Source organism: Photorhabdus antumapuensis, from assembly GCF_020387775.1.
In the GTDB taxonomy this organism is placed as follows: domain Bacteria; phylum Pseudomonadota; class Gammaproteobacteria; order Enterobacterales; family Enterobacteriaceae; genus Photorhabdus; species Photorhabdus antumapuensis.
On the sequence record NZ_JAHZMK010000044.1, the window covers coordinates 43,231 to 59,564 of the forward strand.

Here is a 16,334-nt window from a genome sequence, read left to right on the forward strand (position 1 = left end):
AATGTTATTACTGATTTAAACTATAATTTCAGTGATGACAAATAATAACCAGTAAATATCCTGAGATAAGAGTAGTTTGAATCATTCTGATTTATTTTTAAGCGATTCTAGGTAGCAACCATGCAAACCCCGCACATTTTGATTGTTGAAGACGAAATTGTCACTCGCAATACCCTAAAAAGCATTTTCGAAGCTGAAGGGTACATAGTTTATGAAGCCACCGATGGTTCAGAAATGCACCATATTCTGTCAAACAACGACATTAACCTGGTAATTATGGATATTAACCTTCCAGGCAAAAATGGCTTGTTACTTGCCCGCGAACTGCGTGAGCAAGCAAATGTTGCCTTGATGTTCCTGACTGGCCGTGATAACGAAGTAGACAAAATCCTTGGCTTGGAAATCGGTGCAGATGATTACATCACCAAACCATTTAACCCGCGTGAATTGACTATTCGCGCCCGCAACCTACTTTCTCGTACCATGAATCTGAGTAATGTCAGCGAGGAACGTCGCCAGGTTGAGAGTTATAAATTCAACGGTTGGGAATTAGATATCAATAGCCGTTCTCTGATCAGCCCGGCTGGTGAACCGTATAAATTGCCACGCAGCGAGTTCCGCGCCATGCTTCATTTCTGTGAAAATCCAGGCAAAATCCAAACGCGCGCAGATTTACTGAAAAAGATGACAGGTCGTGAATTGAAACCTCATGACCGTACTGTTGATGTAACGATTCGTCGTATCCGTAAACATTTTGAATCGACGCCAGATACGATAGAAATTATCGCCACCATTCACGGTGAAGGCTATCGTTTCTGTGGTGATTTGGAAGCCTAACTTGAACTATCGGTAAGCCTCTAAAAATGACAGGATGGGATATCCCTGTAGGAACCCATCCTGCCCCTCAATTTTCCACTGTCTTCCACGGCATAATAGGTACAGCACTGATCGCATTCTTCGGTGAACCATCGATCATCTTATCGGAATATGTCAGATAGACTAATGCATTACGGCTTGCATCATAGAAGCGAACGACTTGAAGTTTTTTAAACACCAGTGAGGTTCGTTTCTGGAAAACCACCTGACCTTTTTTGCTACTCTTTTTAATCTTGTCTGTTAGTTCAATCTCTCCAATCTGCTGACAAGAAATAGCAGCATCAGAAGTATCTTCCGCAAGTCCTAAACCCCCTTTTATTCCGCCTGTTTTTGCCCTGCTCAGGTAGCAAGTCACATTTTTAACATCAGGATCATCAAACGCTTCCACGACAATTTTGTGATCAGGCCCGATAAATTTAAAAACAGTATCCACCGAGCCAATCTCTTCAGCCAGAGCCGCCACAGATAGGCACGACAATGTTGTTGCTACGAGTATCTTTATGATTTTTAACATATATAGTCTCATGCCTTAATTAATTCAGCGTAAAATTTCACCGCCAAGATACCAAACATAACGGTAATATCATCAATAGGAACAATTAATCATTAATATAATTTCACAAAGTAATGAGTGAAATAATAATACGAATAAGTATCCTATTGTAAATATAAGACTTGTTTTACACTTAGTGCTTATATCCAGTAGAGTTATTGTTGAATGCCACGCTTGTCAACAAATTATGAACACGAACATTACGCAGAAATCAGAGCAGACATACGATACACAAGGAATAATTCGTTCTACCACTCTGTGGGGCTGTTCAAGTGGCAAACAAAATAGCCTAGTAGTATAGGTTCTTATGTTGTTCTTTCTGGTCTTAATGACTAAGGAGATGTATGGATCAAACCGGCATCATTCGTGATTTATTACGTTGGCTAGATAATCATCTGGATCAACCATTATCACTCAATAATGTTGCAGCTAAAGCAGGTTATTCTAAATGGCACCTGCAACGTATGTTTAAAGACATTACCGGCCAGGCTATTGGCTCCTATATCCGTGCCAGAAGGTTATCGCGGGCAGCCGTTGCTTTGCGTTTAACCAGCCGCCCTATTCTGGATATTGCTTTACAGTACCAGTTTGACTCCCAACAAACTTTCACTCGCGCATTTAAAAAACAATTCAATAAAACACCAGCACTTTATCGACTCAGTGAGGAATGGTGCGCCACGGGTATTTGCCCGCCCATATTGCTGGATAAAAGGTATATTCCCGAAGCAACCTATCTCACACTAAAGGAACAGCCACTGGTGGGTATAGAACAGACCTGTTCCTATACGCTGGAACAATGGTCTAATTTTTGTACTGAAATGCGCCACAATTTCTGGACATACTATCTGCAAAATGCAGAAGTGTTACCTCCTGTACTTTATGGCCTTCATCATGCGACTCCCAATCCAGAAAAAGAAGATGAACAAACCGTATTGTATACAACAGCGGTAGAACCCCAATATGCCCAGTTTGATGTGGCAGGCAGCCAACCTGTGACATTACCGGCTGGAGAATACGTCTCATTTAGTTACTACGGTACCAAAGATGGCTTACAGGATTTCCTGTTTACCGTCTATGGTATTTGCCTGCCAATGCTAAACCTGACACGTAGGAAGGGATACGACATCGAACGATATTATCTTACCAATACCAATGATAGAGAAAAGGAAGCGGCGAATCATATCATCGAATTTCAGTATCTCATTCCTATCCAGCATTAACGTTGTAATTCATCCAGTGCGGGCGTATCCAAATGTGTGATATCGCCTGCCGTTTCTACAATCCAGCCCGACGCTAGCCACGGACTGTGCTGATAATCCACTCTGGACAGAGAGCAATTTCGCAGGCGAAGACGACGTTCAGCATGTGCGGGCAATCCCAATATTGTGCCAACCAAACATCCCAAAGCGATGCCATGACTGACTAACAAGGGCCGGCTACCAACAGGCAGATTACGACAGTTTTCCAGCGCAGCCCTCATACGCACAGCCAGTTCATCCATAGATTCGCCTTTGGGGATACGTCCCCCAGGTGTGCCATCAAGGACTTTCTTACGCCAGTTCTCTTCTTCCGATGTTAATGAATCAATATTTCTGCGTTCAAGCACCCCCATATGCAACTCGCGCAAACGTGGCTCCAGAATAATTTCACAACCACAAACCTCAGCAATAATTTCCGCCGTTCGGCGTGTACGTCCAAGGTCACTGGTAATAATATGGGTAATACTTTCAGCTTTTACTCTTTGCGCCACTAATCTGGCTTGATGTTCGCCTGTTTCAGTCAAAGGGCTGTCGGATTGTCCCTGAATACGACGTGCTGCGTTCCATTCAGACTCCCCATGACGAACAAGATATACCTGTAACATTTTCATTTTCCGTTATACTGCGTAAATACTCGTTCAAAGGATAACTCATCTATTATGTATCACGTTATTGCTGCAACCACCAACCCTGCAAAAATTAAAGCCATTAGTCTCGCTTTTGATGATGTTTTTGGGCCAGGTACTTATCGGATCGAAGATATCAATGTAGACAGTAGCGTCCCACAACAGCCTATTGGTAACACGGAAACCCGCACTGGCGCCCGCCAGCGTGTCATGGCTGCCAGACAAGTTCGCCCTGAAGCAGACTTTTGGGTAGGTGTGGAAGCGGGTATTGAAGACGATATGACATTTGCCTGGATGGTCGTGGAATATCAGCAAATTCGCGGAGAATCTCGTTCAGCCAGCCTGATGCTACCAGAAAAAATTCTTGATGGTATCCGCGAAGGTCGGGAATTAGGCCATGAAATGGCTTACCTGACAGGCATTGATAACATCAAGCAGAAAGATGGTGCAATTGGCTTTTTCACTGATGGCATCCTGACTCGTACCAGTGTGTACCACCAAGCTCTGATATTGGCTTTAGTGCCTGTACATCATGAAATTTATAAAGAGCTGAACGCCCGTTAAACAAGCATTCCGCCTAGGCCGCAATTGGCGGCCTGCTATTGCAGTAATTGCTGTTCCAACCAAGCCTTCACATCGTTTGAGGCAAATTTCAGGCTATTAGAACCACGCGTAATCGTCGCAATACCTACCCCAAGTTCATTTTTCAGCTCACGTTGACTCATTTTTCCACTCATCAACTCCTTGATAATGCGTACCCTGGTAGCCAGTGCTGTCCGTTCATCAGGTGTCAATAATAACTGCAAAATCGGATGCTGTAGATTTTCAGCAAAAGCCTGTTGGAGTAATATCACGAAACATTGCCAATCTTCATGATCTTGCGGCGAAAGTGCCGGGTCTGTCAGATGATTTGTCGTCATAATTAATCAGTCATCATACTATTTAACTAGTACAGCAGCATAACATAGTTTCCTATAAATCAATAACGCCTTTGCCATTCTGCGTTAGTCAACACATTTGATGATTTGCCCATGAAATGACTGTAGAAAACATCATAAACCAAAACATTTTTGACATAATTGCGGGTTTCAGAAAATGGAATGCTTTCAATAAAGGCTATCGCATCCAGCCGTCCACCACTGTTAGATAACCAGCGATCTACACGAGTTGGCCCGGCATTATAGGCAGCGCTGGCAAGTATCCGATTATTACCAAAGCGCTGATAAACCGATTCGAGATAAGCAGTACCGATTTCGATATTCGTCAGCGGGTTTATAAGTTGGCTACTGTTTACATATCCCTGAATACCATTTTGTTTAGCCATATCCTCTGCCGTTTTTGGCATCACCTGCATCAACCCAATTGCCCCAACAGGCGAATTAGCTTGCGGATTCCAAGCACTTTCCTGACGGGCTATCGCCATGGCATAACTTTGAGAAATGCCTTTATTTGCAGTGAAGTGACTAAATTCCCGCCGCCATGCCAATGGAAAACGCTCTTCAAGGTAGTCCCACATTTTCCCGGTTATTGTCGCCTGTACACTAAGCGCCGCCCATTTTTGATCGAAAGCATAACGCGCCAGTTGCTGTTGTTTTAATTTATCTTGGCTGGCGACCAGATAGCTCCACTCGATGCGAGCAAGACTATCCATTTGCCAATACAGCAGCTCTTTTACTCTCTGTACTTCGGGTATTGAAGCAATAGCAGCATCTGGCTTTTTTGCGGTATTTATCATCAACGGATAGCTGACGTTCAGTTTCTGCGCAGCAACCATTGGATAAAAACCTCGGCCTTCTGCCAGTTTACGCAATATTGCCTCACCTTCGCTTTTATTACCCTGAGCTAATAGAATATTGGCTTGCCAATAACGCCACTCCTCTTTGTTCTGGTTCTCCAACGGTAACAATTTTATCCATTGAGCCACACCACGCTCATCTGCATGGCCCAACGCCAAACGAACACGACGCTCAAGCAATGCAACAGATTGACTATCGCGGATCGCATCATCACGCCACTTTTCCTGTTCATCACTCACCTCACCCATTAACTGCCAGGCAACAATATCTTTTAATCGCTGATGTTCACTTGCATTCATCTTTTGCACTTTGACCATTGATGGGATGATCACTCTTGCCTGCTCCGGATCTTGACGTGCGAAACGCGAAAAAGCAGCTAAAGTGGCTACACGACTAAAATCAGTCGGTCCGGTATGATCAGCAAAATCCGCTACGGTAACCGGATCATTCTGCAACTTAATCAGACCTTCACTGATACTTTTATATCCCTGTGGTAACTGTTTAGCGAGGTAACCGACCAGTGACGTATTGCCCGCTTTTAACGCGAGACTAATACGCTGTAATATCAGTTTCACTGATAAATGGCCTGTTTGTTGCCAAACATCAAATAATTTATCGCAACTGTCTGGTAAAGAACGACCATTCAACCAAACTTCTTTCGCTCCTTGCCAGGCAGCCTGTTTCTCACCTGTAGCCCATTTAGCAAAATAGTAATGGCAACGGGCTGTAATAGATTTCGGTGCAGCAGGAGTGAACGCCAGTACCCCGCGCCAGTCTTCGCGGCGTGCAAGCTCATTGATAAACCGGGATGATAAAGAACGTGCAGGAGGCAGATTAGGGTGACGATCAATAAAATCACGGATCTGCGTTGCTGTGGCAAGTGACAGATCCTGAGTCAGTTCCCGGTATTGCAGATAAGGATAAAGAGGATAGTCTTTCAATGTTGGCATCAGTCTTGCTATTTCAGCCCTATCGCTGACATTCCACGCTTGCTTAATCTGCTGATATCTCTGCCGCTGATTTTCCAGAGAATCAGCGTTTGCTGCTACAGAGATAAAAACCAATCCTATAGCCATCGTAAGGCATTGCCATTTAGCCATTATCACGCTCCTCCCGGAGATCAAATCAAATAGGTTAATATTACGAATGCATAAACAGCATAATAATATAACTACCACGGATCACCACATTAATTTACCCTATGATGATATATATAACTACATATAAGAATCAGGTAAGTTGTTTATCCAATAAATTGATTCACTTTAACAAATTCAACCCAAGATCATCTTATTCGGGCAATTGGGTTATAGAGTTTATTAACTTAAATCGGGTAAACTGTGACAAATCGTGTTCAGATGAACATCAATAACCTAAACGGATATAATCAGGTATCAACGCGCCCTGTCCATGCGACTTGCTTCGCAATACAGGCATTATCATCATCAGAGATAGCGAGGCTTATAGCAACGTGGCTCAATATGTCTACACCATGCATCGGGTCGGTAAAATTGTCCCCCCGAAACGTCACATTCTGAAAAATATCTCCTTGAGTTTCTTTCCGGGAGCAAAAATTGGGGTTCTTGGTCTTAATGGCGCCGGTAAATCGACCTTACTGCGCATTATGGCCGGCATTGATAAAGATATCGAAGGAGAAGCCCGACCACAACCAGGAATTAAAATTGGCTATCTATCACAGGAGCCTAAATTAAACCTTGAACAAACTGTCCGCGAAGCAGTGGAAGAAGCGGTTAGCGAGGTAAAACATGCGCTAACCCGTTTGGATGAAGTCTACGCAGCCTATGCTGATCCTGATGCTGATTTTGACAAACTGGCTAAAGAGCAAGGTGAGCTGGAAGCGATTATTCAGTCCCACGATGGTCATAACCTTGATAACCAGCTTGAACGCGCCGCTGATGCCCTGCGTCTGCCGCCGTGGGATGCAAAAATCGAGCATCTATCCGGGGGTGAACGTCGCCGTGTGGCAATCTGCCGTTTACTGCTAGAAAAACCTGACATGCTGCTACTGGACGAACCCACTAACCACCTTGACGCCGAATCTGTCGCCTGGCTAGAACGCTTCCTGCACGATTACGAAGGTACCGTTGTTGCAATTACCCATGACCGTTACTTCCTTGATAACGTTGCTGGCTGGATTCTGGAACTTGACCGTGGTGAAGGCATTCCGTGGGAAGGTAACTACTCTTCATGGCTGGAACAAAAAGATGCTCGTCTGGCTCAAGAAGCCGCAACCGAAGCCGCACGCCGTAAATCCATTGAGAAAGAGCTGGAATGGGTTCGCCAAAATCCGAAAGGCCGTCAGGCAAAAGGTAAAGCACGTCTGGCCCGTTTTGAAGAATTAAATAGCGTTGAATACCAGAAACGTAACGAAACCAGCGAACTGTTCATTCCACCTGGGCCACGCCTGGGCGACAAAGTTCTGGAAGTGGAAAATCTAACCAAATCCTATGGCGACCGGGTTCTGATTGATAATCTGAACTTTTCTCTGCCCAAAGGGGCGATTGTTGGGATTATCGGGCCTAACGGTGCAGGTAAATCTACGCTTTTCCGGATGCTCTCCAACCAAGAACAACCCGATTCCGGCACCATAGCGTTAGGTGAAACCGTCAAACTCGCTTCTGTCGAGCAGTTCCGTGACAACATGGATGATAAGAAAACCGTTTGGGAAGAGATCTCCGGCGGCCAGGATATCATGCGTATCGGTAACTTCGAGCTACCAAGTCGCGCCTATGTTGGCCGTTTTAACTTCAAAGGTGTTGATCAAGGTAAACGTGTCGGTGAACTGTCTGGTGGTGAAAGGGGACGGCTGCATTTGGCTAAACTGCTGCAAGTCGGCGGTAACATGCTGTTGCTCGATGAACCAACCAACGACCTGGACATTGAAACTTTGCGCGCACTGGAAAACGCCTTGTTGGAGTTCCCAGGTTGTGCAATGGTTATTTCCCACGATCGTTGGTTCCTTGACCGTATTGCAACCCACATCATTGATTATCAAGATGAAGGTAAAGTCACTTTCTTTGAAGGTAACTTTAGTGAATACGAAGACTATAAGAAGCGGACTCTCGGAGCAGAAGCACTGGAACCGCATCGCATTAAATATAAGAAAATCAGCAAATAATCATATTGAAAATGGCCTGGCAACAGGCCGTTTTCCGCTCAATTATTTAGATATAAACTCATAGTCTTATTCATTATGCTATGTGTAAGATATGTATCATGGATAATCTTTCCTTCTTTCAAAGTAATAATACGATCTGCATGTTTAATAAGCCTATTATCCTGTGAAGCCACAACAACCGTACCTCTTTGGTTATGAGCAATAAAACTTAAGATATCAATAGCTGTTTGGCATTCATAATTATTAAGATGACGGGTTGGCTCGTCAGCAAACAAATACCGAGGGCTTTTCACAATGGCGCAGGCCATTGCCACCCGTTGTTTTTCATTATCACGTAATTCCTTGGGATAGATATCTTTCTTGTGTTTCAGACCAACAATATTGAGGGCCTTAGCTGCCCTGACTATTGCTTCCTGATGAGAAGCCGTGATTCCACAAGAGAGAGATAATAGCAAATTATCCAAGACCGTAAGTTCATTAGATAAATTAATTCTTTGAAAGATAAAACCACAATGCATCAAATGGAATCTATCTAATTCGAAGTTATTCAACCTCCCCAGCTCGTTATCAGCAATTAATATTTTTCCTCCGTCGAGAGGCAATAACCCAGAAATCATTGCCAGCAAAGTACTTTTTCCTGAACAGAGATCCCCATTAATCAAAGTAAATTCACCTGGAAAAATAGAAAGAGTGATGTCTGAAATCATTTTCTGGTTAGCTTTACTGTTCGAAAAACCATATGAAATATCAATGGCTTCAATCGTAGCGATTTGATTCAAATTCATTATCTCAGCATAATTAATAGTGTAAGAAATCTGGCATTATCAGTAACTCTTACAGCCAGAGCAATCCGTAAAAATACAGATATTCATCATTATAAGATTACACAAACGAGGGAAAATCATATAAGAAATATCTCAATTGAAAGTATATCAATATTTCTACCAGTGACTATTTCAAATGACTATCTGTATGCTAAAATCAAAATTTTACTAAACAAGATCAACCCATTCCTATCAACTACTCATTAACAACAGGCCATTATCTTGTTAGCACAAATAAAAAAATAACATCAGACAAATAATTTTTTATAGATAAAAACACCTTAATATCATAACAACATGTTAAAACTAATGTTTAATTATCATAATAACAGTGACACATCGAACATTAAATTATTAATAAAAAAATCAAAATTCTCTTATTCCCCCACCAATCAAAAAAACAAAAACTTTTATTTAAAAATCAACTGGGAAGTATTTAATTATTAATTTTGTTTTTATTCAAGAAATAAATAATCAATAGAAGTATCAAAAATATTAATAGCTGTTATATATTTTATTACTTACAGGAAATAAAAATATCTAGCCACAATGCATATTGTGATTAGATATATATTTATTAATTTATCATATAAAATATTATATACAAATCTAATTATAAACGATTCAACTGACGTGTCATTTAGGATTAGCCGCTAAAAGTTGCTGAATGAGTTCAATACAACGTAGGAAACGCTGATCATAATCGGGTGAATCCACATTGACATATTCAATATTATTATTTTTCAGCATATCCTCCAGCAATTGCTGGAACGCTTTACGATCCTGCTCACTGCCAAGACTACGCAAACCGTCAGCAACCCAAGGAGTGTTGTTTTCCAGTAGAATGACTAAATCAAATCGATATTCATCAATTAATGCCTGAACAAACGGGTGCTCACGTCCTTCATATCGCTTACAGAATGCTTGGGTAGTGACGAAATCGGTATCTATAAATGTAACCTTATTCGCATATTTTACGGCAAAATCAATATATTGGGCTTGCCCCAATGCAATCTTGTCATAATCCGAATATTGTAGCGCCATCTCATCTCCCCCCAGATGAGAAAAAACATAATCACGACCATATTCCCAAGCACTTGTCGTATTAAAAATATTTGCCAATTTGTTAACTAACGTAGATTTACCACTGGATTCTCCACCAAGAATCGCTACGGTACGAACAAAGAAAGGTTTCACTTCCGTAGGGATATATTCCCAATGGCGGAATGGGTCCTGGCGTATATGCCGACCACTGATTTTCATAAACGAGCGCTGTGGATCAATAAGAATTGTCTCAATTCCTAAATGCTCTTTATATCGGGGAGCATCCTGAGTTTCGCTTGAATATATATAAGTTGGATTAATGCCTTTTTTTGACATAAAGGCTTTCATGCCTTCACTCCACACATCCCAACCATGTGGATAAGCTTCAATTCCCTGTTCATCAAAAGAATGAATATGAATATTTTTCTGATATTTAAATGTTTGAAGCAACCAACGCAAACGATCACTCACCGTTGGTTGCTGAGACATGGAACTGCTCATAAACAGCTCCCGATCTCTAGACTCGTCATGGCAAAGGATAATATGCAACTCATCCACCTGACTACAGGCTCGTTGAATCAGATAGATATGCCCAGTATGCAATGGATAGAACTTGCCGAATACCACTCCAACAGTTTTATTTTGCACAGGATATTGCAACCTCAGATAGTGATGGAGAGCAGCCAATTTTTGGGCGCTGGGACTTTTAATTTTGTCATTAATTAATTGGCTGAGATAACCTTTGGTCATACCACTTGCATCGGCAACCTGTTGCAACGTATAACCAGTCTGTTTAATCGCTTCTTTCAGGTAGTCAAATTGCCCCATATATCCTCCCTACTTAACCAAAATCTTCCATAACAGATAACGCATCCGCCAACTTTTTCACACCAAAAACTTCCATCCCTGGCAACGTTTTTTTCGGCATATTGGCATAAGGCACTATCGCCCGTTTGAAACCATGTTTAGCGGCTTCGGATATGCGTTCCTGCCCACTGGGAACAGGACGGATTTCCCCTGCCAACCCGACTTCACCAAATACAACCAAATCACGGGGTAATGGCCGATCCCGAAAACTGGAGACTAAAGAGAGCAGTAAAGCGAGATCCGCACTGGTTTCCGCTACCTTAACGCCACCCACAACATTCACAAACACATCCTGATCGGACATTTGCAAACCACCATGACGATGAAGGACAGCCAACAGAATAGCCAACCGGTTTTGCTCCAAACCCACAGCCACCCGCCGTGGATTGGTCATCATAGAATGATCCACCAGCGCTTGAATCTCTACCAACAGAGGACGAGTTCCTTCCCACACCACCATGACAGAACTGCCAGCGGTAACTTCATCACCACGGCTCAGGAAAATCGCTGATGGGTTACTAACCTCACGCAATCCTTGTTCTGTCATGGCAAATACGCCAAGCTCATTAACGGCCCCAAACCGATTTTTATGACTGCGTAAAGTGCGAAAGCGGGAATCCGCTTCACCATCAAGCATCACTGAGCAGTCAATACAGTGTTCCAACACTTTTGGACCCGCCAACGAGCCATCTTTGGTCACATGACCAACCATAACAATGGCAACACCACGAGTCTTAGCAAACCGAGTAAGATAAGCGGCAGTCTCTCTGACCTGAGCGACACTCCCCGGCGAAGATTGAATATCCGCCATATGCATGACCTGGATGGAGTCAATCACCATCAACTTTGGCTGCTCCTGCTCTGCAATCAGACAAATTTGTTCAATGCTGGTTTCTGACAACATATTCAGATTATCAGTCGGCAATCCCAACCGGTGCGCACGCATTGCAACCTGCTGTAACGACTCTTCCCCAGTGACATATAAAGTTTTCATCTGTGCAGACAACTGACACATCGTCTGCAACAATAAGGTACTTTTTCCTGCTCCAGGATTACCGCCAATCAGAATCGCGCTACCGGGAACAGCACCACCGCCAAGCACCCGATCAAACTCTTTAAATCCCGTGGAAAAACGAGGAAGTTCTTCCAGACTAATCTCTGATAATTTCTGAACCCTGCTAACACCAGCATCTCCCGCATAACCACTGAACCGGTCATTACGGGAGGAAGGTGCTGCGGCTAAGCGCACCTCAGTAATGGTATTCCAAGCATGACACGCACTACATTGCCCCTGCCAGCGCGGATAATCCGCCCCACACTCATTACAGACAAATGCCCGCTTTGCTGCTTTCGCCACTCTGCACTCCTAAAGACTCTATTAACGCTCTTCGTGTTTAAGACCGCCACTTAACACACACAATACTCCCATGAGATCAGCATGACGGATGGTCACTTTCGACTGTGCATAAACTTTCGGTTTGGCATGATAAGCAATACCTAACCCTGCTTTGCGGATCATCTTCAAGTCATTAGCACCGTCACCAATCGCGACAGTTTGCTCCAATGGGATATCCAGTTTTTTCGCCAGTTTCACCAATGTGACAGCCTTATATTTAGCATCAACAATTGGTCCTATAACCTTACCTGTCAACTTGCTATTTTTTACTTCTAACTGATTGGCTACCGCAGCCACCAAACGTAAATTCTGGCGCAAATGGTCAGCAAAATAGGTAAAACCACCCGATGCGATTGCCACATGCCAATCAAAGGATTGTAACTTACGCACCAGACTGGTCAGCCCCGGCATAAGTGGTAAATTTTCTACAACCTGTTGCAGAATATCAGCATCAGCCCCTGCCAACTGAGCAACTCGCTCCCGCAGACTATCAGAAAAATCCAACTCTCCTTGCATTGCCCGCTCGGTAATTTCGGCCACTTTGTCACCTACGCCAGCCAAACGGGCAATTTCATCAATACATTCAATTTGAATTGCCGTTGAATCCATATCCATCACCAGCAAACCTGGTGACCGCAACCGTGGGATCTGCCCCAAAGGAACCACATCCAACCGACACTCATCAGCTAGCCGTTTAATACGAGCAGTCAAATTTCCGGCAATACGGACTACCTGATAGTCATCAATACGCCATGAAGAAACGATGACAATAGCAGCGCCAAGCCGATGTTGAAAATTACTAATACGTTGTTTATCCAGGCCACGACCATATATCAACCAACCACTGTCACCAGCCCGATAATCCAATGGCATAACCTCTTCACCACTTAATGAAAGTGGTAATCCCGGCCACTTATGGACCTCTTCCGGCAAATAGTGATAAGCCAGGTTATTAGACATTAATCCCTACTCCTGTAATCCCACATGATTTGACAGCAAAAAATTGCGCTTCAAACTATCCTCTCTGTATTGCATCTGGCAACATTGCGTTGACCAAAGCTTGGAAGAGATAACCATGATCAAAGCTAAATTAAAATTCCGACTGCATAAAACAGCTATTATATTGATTTGCATTGCTTTATTAGTATTTTTAATGCAGGGCGTTTCTTATTTTAGCCGTTCTCACCAACAAGCCCAGATGGATCAATTTGAAGAATTGGCAAAAACCTTGGCAAAACAAGTCGCATTCAGCTTATCTGATTATATGGAGAGTGGCAGCAAAGATCTTAATAATGAGCGGATACTGGCTAATTTGCATCATCTGACAACAAACAGTCGCATACTTGATGCCAGTGTTTATCTTAACAATGGAACACAAGTTGCCCATAGCGGAGAAAACGTCTCGGTGCGAGATCGTCTATCTCTGGATGGTAAAAAAGCAGGCAGCTATTTTAACTACCAGATAGTCGTCCCCATCCCTGGAAAAGATGAGCCAAAAGGTTTTCTGCGTCTGACGCTGGATACCCACAAATTGGCAACAGAGTCCAAACAGGTGGACAACACCACTAACCTGCTCAGAATCATGATCTTACTCGCTTTAGCAATTGGTTTTATTCTGGCACATAACTTATTGCAATTAGCCCCAAGCCGCTGGCAACAATCGCCCTATTTGCTGACAGCCAACAGCAAATCAAATGAAAGTGAAGAAGAAGAGAAATAAGGTGAAAACTTCTCGCTAAATCATTTTGATATCAAAACTAATAGCGGCGGTTATTTCTACCATCCCATTATCTCAGTCACTTCGCAGATGGAATTAAGACATGGCTCGGAACATTTAATTGTTACCAGAGCCTCCTTTACCAAGAAATTTCATAGCCGAATAAACACGCTGTAACTAATAAAAAATCACCAATCTTAACTGAGAGAAACAAGCTCTCCCATTATTTAATAATCAAAGTAATAGTTCATTGAGTTATTTTAACTTTAATTACATAATAATATTCTTGGTGATATATATCACATATTTATCAATATATAGAATTAAATCAGAATATCTGACAACATCCACATAACTCATTAATTAATAAAGTATTTTTTATTATTGCTCATTTTCTAACAAAATACTATCCGGTTGTTTTTATTGGGTATTCATAACATCCCGTATTTCTCAATCTTAGCAGTAAGTAATATTTACATATTGATTATTAAATCAAATTCATGGCTAATACGCCCCCAAAATTATACGAAGCGGGCGGGATGCCAAAGAATAATGCAAAAAAAGGTTATTATTTTTACTAGCTTTCTTATTGTTACTACAGGTGTTAAAGCCACCGAAATTTCAGACCAGCAACTCATTAATCAACAGGAACGTCAGAAAGCGCTGGAAGCTCAATTAGCACCGCCACCGGCGGATATTCGTCTGTCTGTTGCTGAAACAGCAGTACCTTCTAAATTTCCCGTCGATACGCCCTGTTTTCCCATTACGCGTGTCGTCCTTGAAGGCACGGAACATTTTCCTCACTGGTTACCTTTAAAGCGTTTAGCCCAACAGGGAGAAAACCAATGTCTGGGCACCCAGGGGATTAATATATTAATGACTCGGATACAAAACCGGTTAATTAATCATGGCTATGTCACTAGCAGAGTATTAGCGCCCAGTCAGAACCTTAATTCCAAGACATTAAAACTCATGATTTTGCCGGGCAAAATTGGGCATATCCGTTATACCGCTGAAAGCGGCAATTATATTCAACGGATAACCACATTCCCTCCCCGCGAAGGAGAGCTGCTTGACTTACGGGATATTGAGCAGGGATTAGAAAATTTACAACGTTTTCCTACCGTTCAAGCCAGCATGGAAATTGTACCGAATGAACAGTTAGGAGAAAGCGACATTGTGCTGGACTGGCGTCAATCAAGACATTGGCGGCTAGCTAGCTACCTGGACGATTCAGGTTCTAAAAGTACCGGGCGTTACCAAGGCGGATTAACTTTATATCTGGATAATCCCCTCGCGTTGAGTGATCTATTTTATATCTCTGGTGGGCGCGATATTCACTCCCCTTCCGGTCGCAGCAGCAAAAACTACACCCTCCACTACTCCCTACCGGTGGGATACTGGATGGCGGGCATCACGGCCAGTAATTATGATTACAACCAAAAGGTAGCCAGGCCAAATAAAGACGACAAATACAGCGGCGAAAGTAAAAACCTGAATGTCCAACTCAGCCGGACCTTGCATCGTAACGCCAGTCAAAAAACCTCGGTTAACGGTGAAATTTATCGTCGCACATCCAAGAGTTTCATTAATGACTTTGAAATCGACGTACAGCGCCGGGAAACAGCCGGCTGGAAATTGGGATTATCCCATCGTCACTACATCGGTAGTGCAACCTTGGATGCCGGAGTGACTTACCAACAGGGAACGCGCTGGTTTGGCGCTCAACCCGCACCAGAAGAGGTCCGTGGTGAAGCAACTGCCCTACTTAAAACAACCCAGTTTTCTGCGGCACTTGCTGCGCCATTTACCCTATTTTCTCAGCCCTTCATCTACAAAACCCAATACCTGCGCCAAATAAGCGCCAGAACGTTGACGCCACAAGATCAATTTTCAATTGGCAACCGCTGGACCGTACGCGGGTTTGATGGCGAACGCACATTAAATGGAGATCACGGTTGGTACAGCCGTAACGAACTGGAATGGCAAACGCCACTGAATGGTCAGTCCCTGTATATGGGCATGGATTATGGCGAAATTGGTGGGCCGGGAAATGAGCAACGCCTGGGAAAACATCTGGCGGGTGGTGTTCTGGGCTGTCGCGGCAGTCTTAAAGGCGTGAGCTATGACCTGTTTGCCGGTATCCCACTATCCAAACCGGATGGCTTTCAAACCTCATCAGTCACAACCGGATTCAGTTTGTACTGGCAGTACTAATTCAGAATAACAAACGTTGC

Annotated in this window: 14 protein-coding genes; 6 read left to right on the plus strand and 8 right to left on the minus strand. The window is 43.1% G+C overall.

The genetic code is table 11. The features are described 5' to 3' along the window. The first annotated feature begins 120 nt into the window (after positions 1-120). Positions 121-837: a two-component system response regulator ArcA gene (gene arcA / locus KZ793_RS16875; RefSeq protein ID WP_225816394.1), complete on the plus strand. Its 717-nt coding sequence runs from the start codon at positions 121-123 to the stop codon at positions 835-837. A 67-nt stretch (positions 838-904) separates the two neighbouring features. Here the strand turns inward: arcA and creA are convergent, their stop codons facing one another. Then, a complete protein-coding gene (creA, locus tag KZ793_RS16880) occupies positions 905-1,390 on the minus strand; it encodes a protein CreA (RefSeq protein ID WP_225816395.1) in 486 nt (161 codons plus the stop codon). A 383-nt stretch (positions 1,391-1,773) separates the two neighbouring features. Between creA and robA the strand changes: the two genes are divergently transcribed. Next, complete coding sequence (robA, locus tag KZ793_RS16885; protein ID WP_225816396.1) at positions 1,774-2,649, plus strand: MDR efflux pump AcrAB transcriptional activator RobA; 876 nt, start codon at positions 1,774-1,776, stop codon at positions 2,647-2,649. On the opposite strand, the gene gpmB is transcribed toward robA, so the two are convergent. Continuing rightward, the gene (gpmB, locus tag KZ793_RS16890) at positions 2,646-3,293 is read right to left on the minus strand and encodes a 2,3-diphosphoglycerate-dependent phosphoglycerate mutase GpmB (protein WP_225816397.1); all 648 of its coding nucleotides are present in this window, start codon (positions 3,291-3,293) and stop codon (positions 2,646-2,648) included. The genes robA and gpmB overlap by 4 nt on opposite strands. Positions 3,294-3,347: 54 nt before the next feature. On the opposite strand from gpmB, the gene yjjX reads away from it, so the two are divergent. Then, positions 3,348-3,878 (plus strand): inosine/xanthosine triphosphatase, encoded by a 531-nt coding sequence (yjjX, locus tag KZ793_RS16895; protein ID WP_049583776.1) that lies wholly within the window; start codon positions 3,348-3,350, stop codon positions 3,876-3,878. A gap of 35 nt (positions 3,879-3,913) precedes the next feature. Here yjjX and trpR read toward each other — a convergent pair whose 3' ends face one another. Next, on the minus strand, positions 3,914-4,234 hold the full coding sequence (gene trpR / locus KZ793_RS16900) for a trp operon repressor (RefSeq protein ID WP_118986644.1): 321 nt from the start codon (positions 4,232-4,234) through the stop codon (positions 3,914-3,916). Between the two features lie 59 nt (positions 4,235-4,293). Next, positions 4,294-6,210: a murein transglycosylase gene (gene sltY / locus KZ793_RS16905; RefSeq protein WP_225816398.1), complete on the minus strand. Its 1,917-nt coding sequence runs from the start codon at positions 6,208-6,210 to the stop codon at positions 4,294-4,296. Positions 6,211-6,581: 371 nt separating this feature from the next. On the opposite strand from sltY, the gene ettA reads away from it, so the two are divergent. Continuing rightward, positions 6,582-8,249, plus strand: coding sequence for an energy-dependent translational throttle protein EttA (gene ettA, locus KZ793_RS16910; protein WP_225816399.1), 1,668 nt, complete (start codon positions 6,582-6,584; stop codon positions 8,247-8,249). Positions 8,250-8,287: 38 nt separating this feature from the next. On the opposite strand, the gene KZ793_RS16915 is transcribed toward ettA, so the two are convergent. The 4 genes from KZ793_RS16915 to serB form a co-directional block, all read right to left on the minus strand. Next, positions 8,288-9,034, minus strand: coding sequence for an ABC transporter ATP-binding protein (locus KZ793_RS16915; RefSeq protein ID WP_225816400.1), 747 nt, complete (start codon positions 9,032-9,034; stop codon positions 8,288-8,290). 675 nt (positions 9,035-9,709) lie between these two features. Beyond that, the gene (gene nadR / locus KZ793_RS16920) at positions 9,710-10,945 is read right to left on the minus strand and encodes a multifunctional transcriptional regulator/nicotinamide-nucleotide adenylyltransferase/ribosylnicotinamide kinase NadR (protein WP_225816401.1); all 1,236 of its coding nucleotides are present in this window, start codon (positions 10,943-10,945) and stop codon (positions 9,710-9,712) included. A gap of 13 nt (positions 10,946-10,958) precedes the next feature. Then, positions 10,959-12,341: a DNA repair protein RadA gene (gene radA, locus KZ793_RS16925; RefSeq protein WP_225816402.1), complete on the minus strand. Its 1,383-nt coding sequence runs from the start codon at positions 12,339-12,341 to the stop codon at positions 10,959-10,961. Between the two features lie 21 nt (positions 12,342-12,362). After that, a complete protein-coding gene (gene serB / locus KZ793_RS16930) occupies positions 12,363-13,340 on the minus strand; it encodes a phosphoserine phosphatase (RefSeq protein ID WP_225816403.1) in 978 nt (325 codons plus the stop codon). Between the two features lie 115 nt (positions 13,341-13,455). Here serB and KZ793_RS16935 point away from each other — a divergent pair, with 115 nt between their 5' ends. Next, complete coding sequence (locus KZ793_RS16935; protein ID WP_225816404.1) at positions 13,456-14,100, plus strand: YtjB family periplasmic protein; 645 nt, start codon at positions 13,456-13,458, stop codon at positions 14,098-14,100. A gap of 549 nt (positions 14,101-14,649) precedes the next feature. Then, positions 14,650-16,314: a ShlB/FhaC/HecB family hemolysin secretion/activation protein gene (locus tag KZ793_RS16940; RefSeq protein WP_225816405.1), complete on the plus strand. Its 1,665-nt coding sequence runs from the start codon at positions 14,650-14,652 to the stop codon at positions 16,312-16,314. Positions 16,315-16,334: the final 20 nt, after the last annotated feature.

Excerpts from the sequence above, each read along its gene's own strand:
- arcA (WP_225816394.1), top strand. The coding sequence starts at position 121 with ATGCAAACCCCGCACATTTTGATTGTTGAAGACGAAATTGTCACTCGC.
- creA (WP_225816395.1), bottom strand. The coding sequence starts at position 1,390 with ATGTTAAAAATCATAAAGATACTCGTAGCAACAACATTGTCGTGCCTA.
- robA (WP_225816396.1), top strand. The coding sequence starts at position 1,774 with ATGGATCAAACCGGCATCATTCGTGATTTATTACGTTGGCTAGATAAT.
- gpmB (WP_225816397.1), bottom strand. The coding sequence starts at position 3,293 with ATGTTACAGGTATATCTTGTTCGTCATGGGGAGTCTGAATGGAACGCA.
- yjjX (WP_049583776.1), top strand. The coding sequence starts at position 3,348 with ATGTATCACGTTATTGCTGCAACCACCAACCCTGCAAAAATTAAAGCC.
- trpR (WP_118986644.1), bottom strand. The coding sequence starts at position 4,234 with ATGACGACAAATCATCTGACAGACCCGGCACTTTCGCCGCAAGATCAT.
- sltY (WP_225816398.1), bottom strand. The coding sequence starts at position 6,210 with ATGGCTAAATGGCAATGCCTTACGATGGCTATAGGATTGGTTTTTATC.
- KZ793_RS16915 (WP_225816400.1), bottom strand. The coding sequence starts at position 9,034 with ATGAATTTGAATCAAATCGCTACGATTGAAGCCATTGATATTTCATAT.
- nadR (WP_225816401.1), bottom strand. The coding sequence starts at position 10,945 with ATGGGGCAATTTGACTACCTGAAAGAAGCGATTAAACAGACTGGTTAT.
- serB (WP_225816403.1), bottom strand. The coding sequence starts at position 13,340 with ATGTCTAATAACCTGGCTTATCACTATTTGCCGGAAGAGGTCCATAAG.
- KZ793_RS16935 (WP_225816404.1), top strand. The coding sequence starts at position 13,456 with ATGATCAAAGCTAAATTAAAATTCCGACTGCATAAAACAGCTATTATA.
- KZ793_RS16940 (WP_225816405.1), top strand. The coding sequence starts at position 14,650 with ATGCAAAAAAAGGTTATTATTTTTACTAGCTTTCTTATTGTTACTACA.